We start from the raw sequence: 17,838 nt of genomic DNA, 5'->3' as shown, positions 1-17,838 counted from the left end.
ATCGCGGCGTGGTCTCGCTGCCCTTCGACACCAGCGAGATGGTGCCCACCGAGGTCAACGACCGGGCGCTGGCGCTGCTGGTGGAAAAAGGCATTGCCGAACCCGGCGATCATGTCATCCTGACCCGAGGCGACCACATGAACGCCCATGGCGGTACCAACACCCTGAAGATTCTCAAGGTCGGGTAGGGGCCGTCGGTCGAGCCCGACAGGCTCCCAAGCAGGGCTATTGCAGATAGCAGCATTGCTCGGGGCTGATCCGCCGGCAGGCCTGCGAGGAGGCGCTGTAAACCCTTCCTTGGGCGCTACCGATTCCTTCCCTGGAATCGGACCTCCTCTTCGGCCTGCCCCCGGCGCCCTCGCAACAGTCAACTGCGATAGCCCTGAGCTCCCAAGGGGGCGCCGATAACGCCCGTCTGGCCTACGCTTAGGCTAACGGGACCCGCCCGGGGGTGTCGGGCTCCGGGCGGGGTTCAGGATGTGCTGGCCGAGCTCGGCTCACCGCGAGGGCTTCGATCATGTCCGCCACCCCCATACACCTGCTGCTGATCGAGGACAATGCGCTGCATCGCCGCCTGATCCAGCAGCTGCTCAAGGCCGATATCCAGTTGCGGTGCGACGTCGAGGCGGTGGAACGTCTCGACACCGGCCTGAAACGCCTCGCCCAGGGCAACGTGGATCTCGTGCTGCTGGACCTGGTGCTGCCGGACAGCCAGGAGCTGGAGACCCTGTGGCGAGTCCGCCTGGTGGCACCCCAGGTGCCGGTGGTGATCCTCACCAGCCTCGACGACGTCAAGCTGGCGGCTCGGGCGGTGGAGTCGGGGGCCTACGACTACCTGGTCAAGTCGCATCTCAAGGGCGCCTCCCTGGGGCGTGCGGTTCGCTACACCCTGGCCCGAGCCCGGGCCAGGGGCGGCGAATGGGACTCGCCGATGTTCCGCCTGGCCCAGCAGCAATTCCTCAAGGCCGCCCAGTACATGAACCTGGACGACAACGTACGCCAGCGGTTGCTGTTCCCGCAGCGTGCCCAGATGGTCTCCTTCCCCTTCCTGCGCGACGATCACAGCCAGGTGGAGACGGTGTTCGGCTACCGGGTCCAGCACGTCCTCACCATGGGGCCGACCAAGGGCGGCATCCGCTACCATCAGGACGTGACCCTGGGCGAGGTGGCGGCTCTGGCCACCTGGATGACCTGGAAGTGCGCCCTGATGCGGCTGCCTTTCGGTGGCGCCAAGGGCGGCGTGCGGGTCGATCCCACCGCGCTCAGCAGTTCGGAGCTGCAGCGCCTGACGCGACGCTATACCACCGAGATCATCGACATGATCGGCCCGGACAAGGATATACCGGCGCCGGACCTGGGGACCGACGAGCAGGTGATGGCCTGGGTGATGGACACCTACAGCCAGCAGGTGGGGCATGCGGTGCCGACGGTGGTCACCGGCAAGCCGGTGGTGCTGGGCGGTTCGCTGGGGCGCAAGGAGGCCACCGGGCGTGGCCTGGTTTACCTGATCGAGGCCTCGGCGGCGCACCTGGGGCTCGAGCTCGCCGGGTCGACCGCGGTGGTCCAGGGCTTCGGCAATGTGGGCAGCCATGCGGCGCGCTTTCTCGCCGAGCTGGGCGTGAAGATCATTGCGGTGGGTGATGTCTCCACCGCGCTCCATCGCCCCGAGGGGCTGTCGGTGGAGGCGCTGCAGGCCCATATCGACGAACACCGGGTGCTGGCCGGCTATGGGGATGCCGAGGCGCTCGACGGTGACGAGCTGCTCGAGCTCGACTGCGACATCCTGGTGCTGGCGGCCATGCAGAACCAGGTCACGGTGGAGAACGCCGCCGACATCAACTGCCGGCTGCTGGCCGAGGGCGCCAACGGGCCGACCATGCTCGAGGCCGACGATATCCTCCACGAGCGCGGCATCTTCGTGCTGCCCGATATCCTCGGCAACGCCGGGGGGGTGACGGTGTCCTATTTCGAGTGGGTGCAGGGCATGCAGAACCTGACCTGGACCCTCGACGAGATCAACGGTCGGCTCAAGGCGATCCTGCTGGATGCCTTCCAGCGTACGCTGCGTCGGGCACGGCAGGACAAGCTCGACATGCGCACGGCGGCGCTGGTCGAGGGCGCCTCGCGGGTGACCGAAGCCAAGCTGCTGCGCGGCGTCTTTCCCTAGGAGCCTGTCGGGTTTGACCGATCGTCGCGAGAGACACGGGTTTCGAGACAAGTTTATCGGTCTGATGAGGCGAATAGCGGGCTCTTTAACGAAGAAGCTCCTAGCCGCGCGGCGGTTGATCCGCCTGGAATGAGGGGGACGTCGCATGACCACCGAGCCCGAACGGCCACGAGAGATGGCACCCTGCTGCCTGCAGCGTCAGCAGCTGATCGAGGCGCTCGAGTCGATCTCCGAGGGCTTCACCCTCTACGACGCCGATGACATCCTGGTGATCTGCAACTCGCGGTTCCGGGATGAGTACTCGGGGGTGCCCGACCTGGTCAAGCCGGGCATGCATTTCGAGGAGCTGATCCGCACGGTGGTCTACCAGAAGATCATCTCCATCGGCGACCGGGAGCCGGAGGAGTGGATCGCCTGGCGCCTCGCCCAGCGCCGCAATCCGGGCCCACCCTTCACGGTCTGCACCGCCACCGGCCGACAGCTGCGCATCAGCGAGCGGCGGACCGGCGATGGCGGTGTGGTGGCCATCTATACCGATATCACCGAGCTGGAGACCCAGCGCGCCCATCTCGAGGCCCAGGTCATGCTGACCGAGGAGGCCCAGGCTCATGCCGAGGCGGCGCGCGACCAGCTCACCGAAGCCCTCGAATCCATCGCCGAGGGATTCGCCTTGTTCGATGCCGACGACCGGCTGGTGCTCTACAACTCCCGCTTCAAGGAGCACTTCGTCACGCCGGGCGATGTGGTCGAGCTGGGGTTGAACTTCGAAGACCTGCTGCGGGCCGTGGCCGAGCGTGGCCTCACTCCCCGGGGCTATGCGTCGAGCGAGGCGTGGATCGCCGAGCGTCTCGCCACGCATCGCCATCCCACCGGGCCCTATCATATGGTGCGCAGCGACGGCGTCTGCGTCCAGATCAGCGAGCACCGTACCGGCGATGGTGGCTATGTCGCCGTCTATTCGGACATCACCGAGCTCGAGCAGCACCGTCACCGCCTGGAGGAGCTGGTCGACGAGCGCACCGCCGAGCTCCAGGCCACTGCCGTGGAGCTGCGCCGCTCTCAGGACGAGCTGCGCCGCGCCCGGGATGCGGCGGAGCAGGCCAGCCTGGCCAAGAGCGAATTCCTGGCCAACATGAGCCATGAGATCCGCACGCCCATGAACGGCGTGATCGGCGTGGCCGAACTGCTCGAGCGTACCGAGCTCACCGAGCAGCAGGCGGAGTACGTGGCGATCATCCAGAAATCGGCGGACACGCTGCTGGGGCTGATCAACGACATCCTCGACTTCTCCAAGATCGAGGCAGGGCGGCTGGAGCTCGAGACGGTGGCTTTCCACCTGCGCGACACCCTGGGCGATACCCTGCAGACCATGGCGCTGCGCGCCGACGAGAAGGGGCTGGAGCTGGCGGTGCATATCCCGCCGGAGATTCCCGACTGGTTGCTCGGTGACCCGGTGCGCCTGCGCCAGGTGGTGGTCAACCTGGTGGGCAATGCTATCAAGTTCACCGACACCGGCGAGGTGGTGGTGGACCTGGGGCTCGAGACACTCGGCGAGGACCGCGCGCGGATCGCCTTCGAGGTGCGCGATACCGGCGTCGGCATTCCCGAGGCGCAGCGCCAGCGGGTCTTCGAGGCCTTCGGCCAGGCGGATACCTCCACCACCCGGGTGAGCGGCGGCACTGGATTGGGACTGTCCATCGCCGCCCAGCTGATCGAGATGATGGGGGGGCGGATCCAGCTCGCCAGCGGCCCGGGCGGGCATGGCAGCAGCTTCTCGTTCAGCGTCGACTTCCGCCTGCCGGTGGAGCGCGACGAGGCCTTCCGGCAGCCGCTGGGGCTGCATGGCCAGCGCGTGCTGGTGGTGGATGACAATCGCACCAACCGCATGATTCTCGAGGAGATCCTGGCCAGTTGGGGGATGCGGCCCACCGCGGTGGCCAATGGTGAAAAGGCCCTCGAGGTCGTCGAGCGTGCCGTGGAGTCTCCCTTCCCGCTCGCCCTGCTCGACGTGATGATGCCGGGCATGGACGGCTACGAGCTCGCCGACAGGTTGCGCCAACGCCCCGAACTGGCCGGGATGCGGATCCTGATGCTCTCCTCGGGCATGCGCGCCGGCGATGCGGCGCTGCGCCGGCGGTTGCAGATCTCGCGCCTGCTGATGAAGCCGGTCAAGCAGTCGGAGCTGCTGAATGCCGTCGCCGAGGCGCTCGGCGTCGGCATCGCGAGCGGTCAGGCAGTGCCCGTTTCCCACGAGCTCCCCGGCGACTGGATCGCCCGGCGGGTGCTGCTGGTGGAGGATGGCCTCACCAACCAGCGGGTGGCCATCGATCTGCTGACCCAGCGCGGCCACGAGGTCGAGTTGGCCTGCAACGGTGCCGAGGCCCTGGACGCCGTCGAGCGGCAAGCGTTCGATGTGGTATTGATGGACATCCATATGCCGGTGATGGATGGCCTCGCCGCCTCCCGGGCGATCCGCGAGCGAGAACGCGAGAGCGGTGAGCATGTGCCGATCGTGGCCATGACCGCCAGTGCCACCAAGCAGGATCGGGAGCGCTGCCTGGCCGCGGGCATGGATGACTATGTCACCAAGCCGTTCCGGGCCGCCGAACTGTTCCGGGCCGTCGAGGAGCTGGTGCCTGGCGAAGCATCGCACGAGCCTCCGGCGCCGACGGACGGTGCGCCGAGTGGTGATGGCGAGGCGGTCCCCTGCCTGGATCGAGAGGAAGCGCTGCGGCGTCTCGAGGGCAACCGCGAGCTGCTGGACGAGATGGTCGAGCTGTTCCTGGACGAGTGCCCCAGGCTGATGCAGGAGATCGAGGAGGCCATCGCCCGGGACGACGCCGTGACCCTGCGCCGGGCGGCGCATACCCTCAAGGGGTCGGCCCAGGTCGTTGGTGGCCAGGCGCTCGGGGCTGCGGCGCTGCAGCTCGAGGCCCTGGCGCGGTCGGGTGACCTCGCGGGTGCCGCCGAGGCCTTCGGTATCCTGGAGAGCCGCGCAAGCGAACTACGGACGGCCCTCGATGGCCTTTCAGGAGCGACATGATGAGCGAGATGCCGACAGCGCCGACGACCTGGCGCTGCGACAAGGGAACCGTCGAGACGGCCCCCGATCTGCTGAGTGGGGTCAGCCTGCCGGCGGCGGTGGTGTTCGAGGCGCCCCTGGCACACAACCTGGCGTGGATGCAGCGCTTCGCTACCGAGCACGGGGCGCGACTGGCGCCGCACGGCAAGACCACCATGACGCCGGCGCTGTTCCGGCGACAGCTCGAGGCCGGCGCCTGGGGCATCACCCTGGCCACGGCGGCCCAGTGCCGGGCGGCCTTCGTGCATGGTGTCGGGCGGCTGCTGATGGCCAACCAATTGGTCGGTGAAGCCAACATGGCGATCGTCGCCGACCTGATCGAGGCGGGGGCCGACTTCTACTGCGTCGTCGACGGTGCCGACAACGTACGCCAACTGGGGCGCTACTTCGCCGCCCAGAACCTGCGCCTGCAGGTGCTGATCGAACTGGGCGTGAGGGGAGGCCGTTGCGGCTGCCGTGATCACGACCAGGTGATGGCGCTGGGCGAGCTGATCGACGCCGAGCCGGCCCTGGTGCTGGCCGGGCTCGAGGGCTACGAAGGGGTAGTCTACGGTCGCGACCCGGAGCATGCCGTCCGCGACTACGCCTGGCAACTGGTGGAGGCGGCCCAGGCGCTGGACCACGATGGCTTGATCGAGCTGCATGAGCCGCTGATCACCGCCTCGGGGTCGGCCTGGTACGACCTGATCGCCCAGGTGTTCCGCGAGGCGCACCTGAGCTCCCACTTCGTGCCGGTGCTACGACCAGGCTGCTATGTGGTGCACGACCACGGCCTCTATCGCGAGGCCCAGCAAGAGGTGCTGGGCCGCCGCCCGGAGCTGGAGCGGGGCCTCGAGCCGGCCCTGGAGGTGTTCGCCCAGGTGCAGTCGCTGCCCGAGCCGGGGCTGGCCATCGTCGCCATGGGGCGTCGCGACGTCGGCGGCGATCGATTGCCCGAGCCGCTGCGGCGTTACCGCGAGGGCGGCTCCCCCCGCAGGCCGCTGTCGGTGGCCGGCGTGGAGGTGGTCAAGCTGATGGACCAGCACGCCTTCCTGCGATTGCCCGGTGAGCCGGAGGAGGACGGTGAGCCGGTCGGCAACGGCGTGCGCGTGGGCGATATCATCGCCTTCGGTGTCTCGCACCCTTGCCTGACCTTCGACAAGTGGCGGCGCATCTGCCTGGCGGACGAACGCCTGGAGGTGATCGAGGAGATGATCACCTGCTTCTGAGCATCCCGGGCGGGCCCCGTCCCCGGTCTGTGCGGTGACGAGGTCCCGTATTGTTGTATACAATAAATCGACAAGATGTGGTCAGCAGAGGGGAAACATGCGAAGGTGTCGGCGAGGTGAGACGAGAGAGAGGGCATCATGAGCAACGCCTGGCAGGAAGACGTGCAGGCCGCCGTGGCGGCGGGTGTACGCATCAGCGACCAGCATATCGTCGACAAGGTCCGCAGGGCGGTGCTGACCCAGCGTCTGCCCCCCGGCACCCGCCTGCCCGAGGTGACCCTCGGCGAGGTCTTCGGCGTGAGCCGTTCGGTGGTCCGCAAGGCGTTGACCCGGCTCGCCGCCGACCACGTGGTCGACCAGCGCCCGAACCAGGTGGCCCGGGTGCGTGCCCCCAGCATCGAGGAGACCCGGGAAACCTTCGCCGCCCGACGCCTGGTGGAGGGCGAAGTGGTGGCACTGCTCGCCGGCCAGCTCGACGACGGGGCACTGTCGGCACTGGAGCAGGAGGCGCATCGCGAGATCGAGGCTCACCAGTGCGGCGACGAACCGGCGCGCATCGAGCACTCCCTGGCCATCCACCACCAGGTGGCCGAGCTGTCGCCCAATCGCGTGCTCGGCGCCATGCTCACCGACCTGATCCTGCGCACCTCGATCGTCATCGCGCTCTACAAGCGGCCATCGCTCGCCTCCTGTTACCTGGACGGTGACCATCCCCGGTTGCTGGCACGGCTGCGCGCCGGCGAGCCGGAGAAGGCGCGTGGGGTGATCGACGAGCACCTGCGGGCGCTCGAGGACCTGCTCGATCTCGGTCCCCGGGAGACCGAGACCGACCTGATGGCGATCCTCGGCCGGCCGAGTCCGGCCGAGGCCTGAGCCGGGCTTGATCGGGGTCAGGGCCAGGCACCCTGTTGGCGGCTCCGCCTTGTCCGCGTCGCCTCCGTGGCCGACAATGCCGTCGTCGGCGGCCCGGGAGCCGCCTTGCGAGCGGATCACCGGGGGGCGCGATGAAAGCGGGATGTCAGGCACTGCTGTTCGGGCTGCTGTCACTGCTGCCGCTATCGGCAAAGGCGGACGTGCCCACGGTGGCGGCGGCATCGGATCTGCAGTTCGCCCTCACCGAGGCGGCCGAGCGCTTTCGGCAAGAGACCGGGCGCGGTCTGCGCCTCAACTTCGGTTCCTCCGGCAACTTCCGCCGCCAGATCAGTCAGGGCGCTCCCTTCGAGCTCTACCTCTCCGCGGACGAGGCCTATGTGCTGGCATTGCACGAGGAGGGCCGCACCGAGGACGCGGGGGTGGTCTATGCCATCGGCCGCCTGGCCTGGCTGCAGCGGGCCGATCATGACGACCTGCCGGCCGCCGACGACCCACTCGGCGGCGTGCGCCAGGCCATCGCCGCCCACGCTGCCGGTGCGGGCAGGCCGCGGCTGGCCCTCGCCAATCCCGAGCATGCGCCCTATGGCGTGGCGGCGCGCCAGGTGCTGGAACACGCCGGGCTCTGGGCACAGAGCGCCGACCTGCGCGTGCTGGGCGAGAATGTGTCCCAGGCGGCCCAGTTCGCCCTCTCCGCCGATGCCCGTGGCGGCCTGGTGGCCTACTCCCTGGTGCTGGCGCCGACGCTGGCCGAGCGCGGCGAGCACGTGCTGATCCCCGAAAGCTGGCACGAGCCCCTGGTACAGCGCATGGTGCTGGTCGACGGCGCCGGCGAGACGGCCCGAGCCTTCTACGCCTGGCTGCAGGAGGCAGAGGCTCGTGAGCTCCTCGCACAGTACGGGTTCCTGCTGCCCGGCGAGGCCGACATGGATACGGAAACACGACCCTGATGGACTGGACGGCACTCTCGGTCTCGCTGCGCCTGGCGGTCGGCACCTGCCTGCTGTTGATCCCGTTCGGCCTCTGGCTGGGGCGTGCCCTGGCCACTACTCGAGCCCGCGGCAAACCCCTGTTCGAGGCCCTCGTCGCCCTGCCGCTGGTGATGCCGCCCACGGTGCTGGGCTTCTACCTGATGCAGTCGTTCGGCGCCGATGCCCCCTTCGGCGCCTTCTGGCAACGCCTGGCCGGTAGCGGGCTCAATTTCACCTTCGGCGGCATCCTGCTCGCCTCGCTGGTGGCCAACCTGCCGTTCGCCGTGCAGCCGATCCAACGCGCCTTCGAGACGGTCCCCCCCAACCTGCGTGAAGCGGCCTGGTGCAGTGGCCTCTCGCCCTGGCAGACCTTCGTGCGCATCGAGCTGCCGCTGGTCTGGCCGGGGATCGTCTCGGCGCTGGCGCTGACCTTCGCTCATACCCTGGGCGAGTTCGGCGTGGTCCTGATGGTCGGTGGCTCCATCGATGGCGAGACCCGCACCCTGGCCATCGCCATCTACGACCGCGTCCAGGCCTTCGACGAGGCCGGTGCCGGCATCATGTCGGCCATGCTGCTGCTGGTCTCCTTCCTGGCCATCGGCGTGGTCTACGGTCTCGCCGGGCGACGGAGGTGGCGCCGTGTCTGAGCCGTCGCTCGCCATGCCTGAGGCGAGGCTGGAAGTCAGCCTGCACCAGCCCGGGCCGATTCCCCTGGCCGCGGACTTCGACTGTCGGCCCGGCGAGCTGCTGGCCCTGGTGGGTCCCTCCGGCAGCGGCAAGACCACCCTGCTGCGGGCCATCGCCGGCCTCTACCGGCCGGCCGGCGGGCGGGTGCGCTGTGCCGGCGAGACCTGGTTCGACGCCGCCAGCGGTCGTTCGTTGCGTCCCCAGCAGCGCCGGGTGGGGCTGGTGTTCCAGGACTATGCGCTCTTCCCCCACCTGAGCGCCCTGGCCAATGTCATGGTGGCGCTTGACCACCTGCCGAACGCCGAGCGCCGCGACCAGGCCCAGGCCTGGCTCACCCGGGTGCGCCTGGAGGGGCTGGCCGAGCGTCATCCCGCCGAGCTTTCCGGCGGCCAGCGCCAGCGGGTCGCCCTGGCCCGGGCCCTGGCCAGAAGCCCACGGGTGCTGCTGCTCGACGAACCCTTCTCGGCGGTGGACCAGGTCACCCGGCGCCGCCTGCAGCGGGAGCTCGCGCTGCTGCGCGAGCAGATCCACATCCCCATCGTGCTGGTCACCCATGACCTGGACGAGGCCTCCGCCCTGGCCGACCGGCTCTGCGTGCTGCATGCCGGCCGCAGCCTGCAGCAGGATGTCCCGGAGGCGCTGTTCCGGCGCCCGGCCAGCCCCGAGGTGGCCCGGCTGCTGGACCGCCACAACGTCTTCGAGGGCGAGGTGGTGGAGGCAGACGGGCACCGTCGCCTGCGGTGGGGGCCCTGGGCGCTGGAGGTTGCCCGGGGGCTGGAGGCGCTGGCGCCGGGCCAGCGGGTCGCCTGGTACCTGCCGCACTCCGACGTGGTGCTGCACCGCCGCGGGCGCCCCTCGCTGGGCGAGCGCGAGAACCCGGTATCCGGACAGGTGGTCGAGATGGTGGTGCTGGGAGGCATCACCTCGGTATCGCTTGCCTTCGCGCACGGGTCGGAGACCCTGCGCTTCGAGATATCCACCCATGCCGCGCGCCGCAACGGCCTGGCGCGTGGCGAGACCGTTCAGGTGTCGCTTCTGGCCACAGGCATCCACCTGATGCCCCTCGGCGGCACCATCGATACCCAAGCGAGGACTCCGACATGAACCCGACCCGACGCCGACTGCTGCTGGGCCTCGCCGCCCTGGTGCCGACCGCCGCCCTGCTCCCGCGGTCCCTGCTGGCCGAGGGCCCCGGCCCGCTGGACACCGTGACCCTGGTGCTGCACAGCGAGCAGGGCCCCCATCGCCTGCGGGTCGAGGTCGCCCGTACTCTGCCCCAGCGTGGCCAGGGACTGAGAGACCGGGACCACCTCGATGCCGAGGCCGGCATGCTGTTTCTCTATCGTGACGAGCAGTCGCCGCGCAACGGCTTCTGGATGTATCGCACGCGGATTCCCCTGGATATCGCCTTCATCGACGCAGACGGGCGAATCGTGGCGATCCGCCAGATGCAGCCCTGCGACTCGGAGCGTCCCGGCGAGTGTCCGGTCACCTATCCCGGGGTGCCCTACCGAGCGGCCCTCGAGGTCAACGCCGGCTACTTCGCGGAGCAGGGCGTTGCCGAGGGCGATTGCGTCAGCTGGCCGGGCAGCGGCAGCCAGTGCCTGGTCGACGTGACTGAGAACCCCGCCTAGGGATTCACGCCTCGATTCGCCTCGGCCGGAAGCGCAGCACGATCAGGGCGATGCCCGCTACCACCAGGCCGCCGCCGGCGAGCTTGTGGATGCCCAGGGTATCGCCCAGCAACAGCACCCCCAGCAGCACCGCCAGCACCGGCACCAGCAGGGTCATGGGCACGACGCGGTTGACCGGGTGGCGGCGCAGCAGGCCGTACCAGAGCCCGTAGGCGAGAATGGAAGACATCACCGCGGTGTAGACCACGGCCCCCCAGCCGGCCCAGCCCGCCCGACGCATGGCCTCGAGGTGGTCATGCTCGAAGAGCAGCGAGCCCAGCGCCACCTGGGGCACGGCGAACAGCGCCACCCAGCCGGCCAGTGCCATGGGGGCGATATTCGGCCCGCGCTTGATCAATAGCTGCGAGATCGCCCAGCCCAGGGCGCTGAGCAGCAACAAGGCCAGCGGCAGCGGCGACGGCAGGGTGGGGCCGCCGGCCAGGACCACGACGCCCGCGAACGACAGCGTCAAACCGACCAGGCGCTTGGGTCCCAGGCGCTCCCTGAGGAAGATCACCGCCAGCAGCGTGGCGAAGGGCGTGCCCATCTGCACCAGCAGCGCGCCGGTTCCCGCTTCCGCCTGGCCAAGGCCAATGAACAGCAGCGCGAAATGCAGGGTGCCGAAGGTCGCCGAGAGCAGCAACAGGAAGGGCAACTGGTGGCGCGCCACCGGATGGAAGGGTACCAGCAGGGCGGCCACCAGCAGGAAGCGCAGGGTGGTCATCAGCAGCGGCGGCATCTCCGCCACCCCCACCTTGATGACGATGATGTTCAGGGCCCAGATGGCGATGACGGAGAGGCCCAGCAGCAGATCCCGGAGTGGCACGTTTCGTCCTTGATGTCGGTTAGCACAGGCTCCAGCATATCAGCTCGGCAGCGGCGGCCGCTTCGGCTCGCGCGCCATGGCCATATCCGCATCGGCCTGCCCGATGCCCCGGAGAGGGCGTCGATCGCCTTCCAATGGCTCTGCGCCTGGCCCCGAGATCGCCCCTGGCCGCCAAGGGGGCTTCTACCCTCACCCCTTCTGCAAGGCGTCCAGGGTGCGCTGGTGCAGCTCGGCGCTGGCGGTGTCGAACAGCACGAAGCGTACCCGCTCGATGCCGGGGCACTCGGGCAGCGTCCGGATCACCGTGGAGAGGGCGATGCGTGCGGCCTCGGTCGCGGGGTAGCCGAAGGCGCCAGCGGAGATCGCCGGGAAGGCGACCGAGGCGATGCCTTCCCGCTCGGCCAGCAGCAGGGCATGGCGGTAGCAGGCGGCGAGCAACTCGTCGGAGGGTTCGTCGATGCCGTAGACCGGCCCCAGGCAGTGGATCACATGGCGATTGGGTAGCCCGTGGGCGCCGGTGATCACCGCCTGGCCGGGCTGGATGGGCGCCAGGGGGCGACACTCTTCCTCGAGCCCCGGGCCCGCGGCCCGATGCAGGGCCCCGGCCACGCCACCGCCGATGCGCAACTCGGCGTTGGCGGCATTGACCACGGCGTCGATATCCGGCTGGTGGGCGATATCGCCCCGGATACACTCGATGGTCGCGCTCATTGTCTCCTTCCTCCTGGTAGGGGCTGTGTCTTCAGTCTGGTGCCCACCGTAGCGGGGCATCAAGGCCGGGGCTCCTCCCGCGAGTGCCTGCCATGAATGGTTCGTTGCGTTTTGTGTTTTGTTTCGCGACATTCGTTGCAAATCGGCGCAGAAACTTGCAAGTCACCCGCCAGGTCTGTACCAATGGCCTCCCCCCGAACAACTCACGGTGCGCCGGTCCTCGACCGGCGCACCGGCTGTGATCAGTCGTCGCGCAGGGCGCTTCCCCGAGCCGTGCGAGACTACAGAGGAGGAGGTGGCATGAACCAACGCGTGAACATCGAGCTCGGCGATTCCCAGGCCGACGTCTTCGCGGCCCGTCAGTTCAAGGTCTATACCCATCGCCAGCTCGACAAGATCGAGGCGATCCAGAGCCTGCCTGACGACCTGCGTTTCGACATGCGGGTCGTCAGCCAGGTGCTGCCGTTTCGCGTCAACGAATACGTGATCGAGGAGCTGATCGACTGGAACAACATCCCCGAGGATCCGGTCTTCCAGCTCACCTTCCCCCAGCGAGGCATGCTCAGGCCCGAGCACTTCGACGAGGTCGCCGCGCTGATGCGCCGCGAGGCGACGACGGCCGAGATGAAGCCGGTGATCGAGCGCATCCGCAGCGAGCTCAACCCTCACCCGGCAGGGCAGATGGACCTCAACCTGCCGCTGCTCGATGGCGAGCCGCTACCCGGCATGCAGCACAAGTACCGCGAGACGGTGCTGTTCTTCCCCAGCCAGGGCCAGGTCTGTCACAGCTACTGCACCTTCTGCTTCCGCTGGGCGCAGTTCGTCGGCGACAAGGACCTCAAGTTCGCCTCCAGCGAGGCGGATTCGCTGCATCGCTACCTGGCCGAGCACACCGAGGTCACGGACCTGCTGATGACCGGCGGCGACCCCATGGTGATGAAGGCCAAGCACCTGCGCCAGTACCTGGAGGGGCTGATGGCGCCCGAGCTGGACCACGTCCAGGACATCCGCATCGGCACCAAGAGCCTGACCTTCTGGCCCTACCGCTTCGTCACCGACACGGACGCCGAGGATGTCCTCGAGCTGTTCCGCGAGCTGACGGCGGCAGGCAAGCACGTGGCCTTCATGGCGCACTTCAACCACTGGAAGGAGATGGAGACGCCGATCTGCCGCGAGGCGATCCGCCGCATCCGCGCCACCGGGGCGGAGATCCGCACCCAGGCGCCCTTGCTCCGCCACATCAACGACGACGCCGACCAGTGGGCGAGGATGTGGACCACCCAGGTGCGCCTGGGGATGATTCCCTACTACCTGTTCGTCGAGCGCGACACCGGTGCTCGTCACTACTTCGAGGTGCCGCTGGTGCGCGCCTGGGAGATCTACCGCGAGGCCATCAAGCAGGTGCCGGGCCTGGCGCGTACCGCGCGTGGGCCGTCGATGTCCGCCGATCCGGGCAAGGTCGAGATCCAGGGGGTGGCGGAGATCCACGGCGAGAAGGTCTTCGTGCTGCGCTTCATCCAGGGGCGCGACAGCGACTGGGTGCAGCGGCCCTTCTTCGCCAAGTACGACGAGGCCGCCACCTGGCTCAATCATCTCGAGCCCGCCCTGGGCGAGGAGCGCTTCTTCTTCGAGGATGACTTCGTCGCCATGAAGGATGCGAAGCAGGCGCTGATCATGAAGGCGTCCTGAGGGGACGCGGGGAGGCGGTGTCTCCCCGCGATTGCGACTCTCGGGAGCCGTGAAAATTAACGTTCCCTAAACGTTGGTGGAGACTAGACTTCGAACATGCCGTAAAAAGGTCGCATCAAACAGGCGTTTTTTCGCTAAAGTAGAAGAGTGCGGTCTAGCCGTCGGCGATCATCGGTTACCGGGCTGCCAATCAGCAACGCTTGTCCACAACGTCAAGAGGTGTGTTCATGAAACGCCATGCTTTCTCCGCTGCTGCCTTTACCGGCACACTGCTGGGTGCCGCGATGTTCTCCGCGCCGGCAGTGGCTCAGGAGCGATTCATCACCATCGGTACCGGTGGCCAGACCGGCGTCTACTACGTGGTCGGTCAGTCGATCTGTCGCTTGATCAATCGTGGCAGCGATGAGCACAACATCCGCTGCAACGCGCCGTCCACCGGTGGCTCGGTGGCCAACATCAATGGCATCAAGTCCGGTGAGCTGGACATGGGGGTTGCCCAGTCTGACGTCCAGTACCAGGCCTACCACGGCACCGGCAACTTCGAGGGCGACGCCTACGAGGATCTGCGTGCGGTCTTCCGTGTCCATGGCGAGCCACTGACCCTGCTGGCCCGCGCCGACTCCGGCATCGAGAGCCTCGACGACCTGGAAGGCAAGCGCGTCAATATCGGCAACCCGGGGTCCGGTCAGCGCAATACCATGGAAGTGGTGATGGATGCCAAGGGCTGGACCGAGGACACCTTCGCGCTGGCATCACAGCTCGATGCCGCCGAACAGGCCGCTGCACTGGCCGACAACAATGTCGATGCCATGGTCTATGTGGTGGGTCACCCCAACGGTTCCATTCAGGAGGCCACCACTACCGTCGACTCACGCCTGATTCCGCTGGATGGCCCGGCCATCGAAGGCCTGGTCGAGGAGTATCCCTACTACTCCAAATCGGTGATTCCCGGCGGGCTCTACAGGGGCAACGACGAGGATGTCCCGACCTTCGGCGTGGCCGCCACCTTCGTGACCACCGCCCAGGCCGACGAGGAAATCGTCTACGAGGCCGTCAAGGCGGTGTTCGAAAACTTCGATCGTTTCAAGCGCCTGCATCCGGCTTTCGAGAACCTGGAGCCGGAAGAGATGATCTCTTCGGGGCTCTCCGCACCGCTGCACGAGGGTGCTGCACGCTACTATCGCGAACAGGGCTGGATCGAGTGATCCCGTCATGAACAGGCTTCACCTTCGATGATCGGTGCGCGGACCCCTGCGGGGGTCCGCGCATCTCGTTGGTGGCGCCGAAAGCGGGGTCGGCGAGAGCGATACCCGAGATGGACGACACGTCAATCGACTGTGGGCAGGGCTAGCTATGACTGACGACAAGAAAGCGTCCGGCACGGCGGATGTCGACCTGGAGGACATGGTCGCCTCGAGCGACACGGGAGCCCGCAGGCCGGCCGGTACGCCGGGCAAGCTGCTGCTGGGCATTGCGGCGGCCTGGTCGCTGTTCCAGCTGTGGATCGCCTCCCCGTTGCCGTTCGTGTTGAGGTTCGGTGTCTTCAGCGCCACCGAGGCTCGCTCGATTCACCTGGCCTTCGCCCTCTTCCTGGCCTACATGGCCTATCCGGCACTCAAGCGCTCGCCCCGTGATCGCATTCCCGTCCAGGACTGGGTCCTCGCGGCGGCTGCGGCCTTCTGCGGTGCCTACATGTTCATGTTCTACGAACAACTGTCCCAGCGTCCGGGCGCGCCGATCCTGCAGGACGTCATCATCGGCGTGGCAGGTATCCTGCTGCTGCTCGAGGCGACGCGACGGGCCCTGGGGCCGCCGCTGATGATCATCGCCTCGATCTTCATCATCTACTCCCTGGCCGGCCCCTATATGCCGGGAGTGCTGGCCCACCGGGGGGTCAGCCTCTTTGGCCTGATCAATCACCAGTGGCTGACTACCCAGGGCGTGTTCGGCATCGCCCTGGGGGTCTCGACCAGCTTCGTGTTCCTCTTCGTGCTGTTCGGCGCCCTCCTCGACAAGGCTGGGGCAGGCAACTATTTCATCAAGGTCGCCTTCTCGATGCTGGGGCACTACAAGGGCGGGCCGGCAAAGGCCGCCGTGGTGGCCTCGGGGATGACCGGCCTGATCTCGGGGTCGTCGATTGCCAACGTGGTGACTACGGGCACCTTCACCGTGCCGATGATGAAGCGGGTCGGGTTCTCCGCCGAGAAGGCCGGCGCGGTGGAGGTTGCGTCCTCCGTCAATGGCCAGATCATGCCGCCGGTGATGGGGGCGGCGGCCTTCCTGATGGTCGAGTACGTCGGGATCTCCTACGTCGAAGTGATCAAGCACGCCTTCCTGCCCGCCTTGATCTCCTACATCGCGCTGATCTACATCGTCCATCTCGAGGCCCTCAAGGCCGGGCTGCAGGGGCTGCAGAGCAGCAACCCGCCCAAGCCACTGATTCGCAAGGTGGTCGGCTTCCTCGGCGGCCTGTTGATGATGATGGTCGTGGCCCTGGTGGTCTACTACGGCCTGGGCTGGCTCAAGCCCCTGCTGGGGGACGCCACCCCCTGGGTGGTGGCGGTGGTGCTGACGGCCGTCTATGTCGGTCTGCTCAAGGTGGCCTCGGGCTATCCCGAACTGGAGCTCGATGACCCCACCGAGCCCATCTTCAAGCTGCCACAGACCAAGCCCACGGTGATGGTCGGCCTGCAGTACATCCTGCCGGTGATCTTGCTCATCTGGTGTCTGATGGTCGAGCGCCTCTCGCCGGGGTTGTCCGCCTTCTGGGCCACGATGTTCATGATCGCCATCATCGTCACCCAGCGTCCCGTCACGGCACTCTTCCGTGGTCGCAGCGACCTGGCGGCGGACATCCGCGAGGGCCTGATGGACCTGTGGAACGGCCTGGTGACCGGTGCGCGGAACATGATCGGCATCGGTATCGCCACGGCCACCGCCGGCATCATCGTCGGCGCGGTCTCCCAGACCGGGGTCGGCCTGGTGCTGGCCGACGTTGTGGAGATCCTCTCCATGGGCAACCTGATGCTGATCCTGCTGTTCACCGCGGTGCTCAGCCTGATCCTCGGCATGGGCCTGCCCACCACGGCCAACTACATCGTGGTGTCGGCGCTACTGGCACCGGTGATCGTCCAACTGGGCGAACAGAACGGCCTGCTGGTGCCGTTGATCGCCGTGCACCTCTTCGTCTTCTATTTCGGCATCATGGCCGATGTCACGCCACCGGTGGGCCTGGCGTCCTTCGCCGCGGCGGCCGTCTCCGGCGGTGACCCGATCCGCACCGGCTTCCAGGCCTTCTACTACAGCCTGCGCACCGCGGCGCTGCCATTCCTGTTCATCTTCAACACCGATCTGCTGCTCATCGAGGTCACCGTCCTGCAGGGCATCGTTGTCTTCGTCGTGGCGACCATCGCCATGCTGATCTTCGCCGCGGCCACCCAGGGCTTCATGATCACCCGCAGCCGCTGGTACGAGTCCATCCTGCTTCTGGTCGTGGCCTTTGCCCTGTTCCGGCCGGGATTCTGGATGGACATGATCCATGATCCCTACCAGTCCATACCGCCCGGGCAGATCGTCGAGGCGCTGGGCGATGTCGACGAGGAGAGCACGCTGCGCCTGCAGATCCGGGGCGAGGATGCCTTCGGCGATCCCGTGACCAGCTACATGCAGTTGCCGGTGCCGGCCGGCGAGTCGGGCGAGGAGCGTCTGGAGAATCTGGGGATGGAGCTGATCATCGAGGACGGGCGTGCGATGGTCGACATGGTCGCTTATGGCAGCCAGGCCGCCGATCTCGGCTTCGACTTCGACCAGGAGATCCTCGAGGTGCTGGCGCCGGTGGACCGCTGGACCAAGGAGTGGATATGGATACCGGCCTTCGTGCTGTTCGGGCTGGTGGTGTTGATGCAGCGCCGGCGGCGTGATCACAGCGCCGCCGAGGCGACAGTCTGAAGGAGA

General features: G+C 67.6%; 14 protein-coding genes. 12 read left to right on the top strand and 2 right to left on the bottom strand.

Annotated features, from left to right (window positions below):
* From MKP05_RS05065 to MKP05_RS05025, 9 genes are all read left to right on the top strand, one after another.
* The coding region (locus MKP05_RS05065) for a pyruvate kinase alpha/beta domain-containing protein (protein WP_276316517.1) at positions 1 to 188 on the top strand (188 nt) is incomplete at its 5' end.
* Between the two features lie 329 nt (positions 189 to 517).
* Entirely contained in the window at positions 518 to 2,167 is a 1,650-nt protein-coding gene (locus MKP05_RS05060; protein WP_240567315.1) for a Glu/Leu/Phe/Val dehydrogenase dimerization domain-containing protein, read from the top strand.
* 145 nt (positions 2,168 to 2,312) lie between these two features.
* Positions 2,313 to 5,210: a hybrid sensor histidine kinase/response regulator gene (locus MKP05_RS05055; protein ID WP_240567314.1), complete on the top strand. Its 2,898-nt coding sequence runs from the start codon at positions 2,313 to 2,315 to the stop codon at positions 5,208 to 5,210.
* An 8-nt stretch (positions 5,211 to 5,218) separates the two neighbouring features.
* Positions 5,219 to 6,457, top strand: a complete 1,239-nt coding sequence (locus MKP05_RS05050) for an amino acid deaminase (protein WP_240567319.1) — start codon at positions 5,219 to 5,221, stop codon at positions 6,455 to 6,457.
* 138 nt (positions 6,458 to 6,595) lie between these two features.
* Positions 6,596 to 7,330, top strand: a complete 735-nt coding sequence (locus tag MKP05_RS05045) for a GntR family transcriptional regulator (protein ID WP_110282343.1) — start codon at positions 6,596 to 6,598, stop codon at positions 7,328 to 7,330.
* Between the two features lie 131 nt (positions 7,331 to 7,461).
* Positions 7,462 to 8,277, top strand: coding sequence for a molybdate ABC transporter substrate-binding protein (modA, locus tag MKP05_RS05040; RefSeq protein ID WP_240567313.1), 816 nt, complete (start codon positions 7,462 to 7,464; stop codon positions 8,275 to 8,277).
* Positions 8,277 to 8,945: a molybdate ABC transporter permease subunit gene (gene modB / locus MKP05_RS05035; RefSeq protein WP_110282341.1), complete on the top strand. Its 669-nt coding sequence runs from the start codon at positions 8,277 to 8,279 to the stop codon at positions 8,943 to 8,945. The genes modA and modB overlap by 1 nt, the downstream gene beginning before the upstream one ends.
* Positions 8,938 to 10,089 carry an ABC transporter ATP-binding protein gene (locus tag MKP05_RS05030; protein ID WP_240567312.1) on the top strand — a complete coding sequence of 384 codons (1,152 nt, stop codon included), beginning with the start codon at positions 8,938 to 8,940 and terminating at the stop codon, positions 10,087 to 10,089. The genes modB and MKP05_RS05030 overlap by 8 nt, the downstream gene beginning before the upstream one ends.
* Complete coding sequence (locus MKP05_RS05025) at positions 10,086 to 10,619, top strand: DUF192 domain-containing protein (protein ID WP_240567311.1); 534 nt, start codon at positions 10,086 to 10,088, stop codon at positions 10,617 to 10,619. The genes MKP05_RS05030 and MKP05_RS05025 overlap by 4 nt, the downstream gene beginning before the upstream one ends.
* Before the next feature lie 4 nt (positions 10,620 to 10,623).
* Here the strand turns inward: MKP05_RS05025 and MKP05_RS05020 are convergent, their stop codons facing one another.
* Together MKP05_RS05020 and MKP05_RS05015 are read right to left on the bottom strand one after the other, a co-directional pair.
* Positions 10,624 to 11,484, bottom strand: a complete 861-nt coding sequence (locus tag MKP05_RS05020; protein WP_240567310.1) for a DMT family transporter — start codon at positions 11,482 to 11,484, stop codon at positions 10,624 to 10,626.
* Positions 11,485 to 11,673: 189 nt separating this feature from the next.
* Complete coding sequence (locus tag MKP05_RS05015) at positions 11,674 to 12,195, bottom strand: macro domain-containing protein (protein ID WP_240567309.1); 522 nt, start codon at positions 12,193 to 12,195, stop codon at positions 11,674 to 11,676.
* Positions 12,196 to 12,495: 300 nt separating this feature from the next.
* Between MKP05_RS05015 and MKP05_RS05010 the strand changes: the two genes are divergently transcribed.
* From MKP05_RS05010 to MKP05_RS05000, 3 genes are all read left to right on the top strand, one after another.
* Entirely contained in the window at positions 12,496 to 13,884 is a 1,389-nt protein-coding gene (locus MKP05_RS05010) for a KamA family radical SAM protein (protein ID WP_240567308.1), read from the top strand.
* A 227-nt stretch (positions 13,885 to 14,111) separates the two neighbouring features.
* A complete protein-coding gene (locus MKP05_RS05005) occupies positions 14,112 to 15,089 on the top strand; it encodes a TAXI family TRAP transporter solute-binding subunit (RefSeq protein WP_240567307.1) in 978 nt (325 codons plus the stop codon).
* A gap of 148 nt (positions 15,090 to 15,237) precedes the next feature.
* Positions 15,238 to 17,832: a TRAP transporter permease gene (locus MKP05_RS05000; RefSeq protein WP_240567306.1), complete on the top strand. Its 2,595-nt coding sequence runs from the start codon at positions 15,238 to 15,240 to the stop codon at positions 17,830 to 17,832.
* Positions 17,833 to 17,838: the final 6 nt, after the last annotated feature.

Source organism: Halomonas flagellata, assembly GCF_022487945.1.
GTDB classification, from domain to species: Bacteria; Pseudomonadota; Gammaproteobacteria; order Pseudomonadales; family Halomonadaceae; genus Halomonas; species Halomonas flagellata.
The sequence above is the reverse complement of the archived record's forward strand: the minus strand, read 5'-3'. Positions and strand labels throughout refer to the sequence as shown.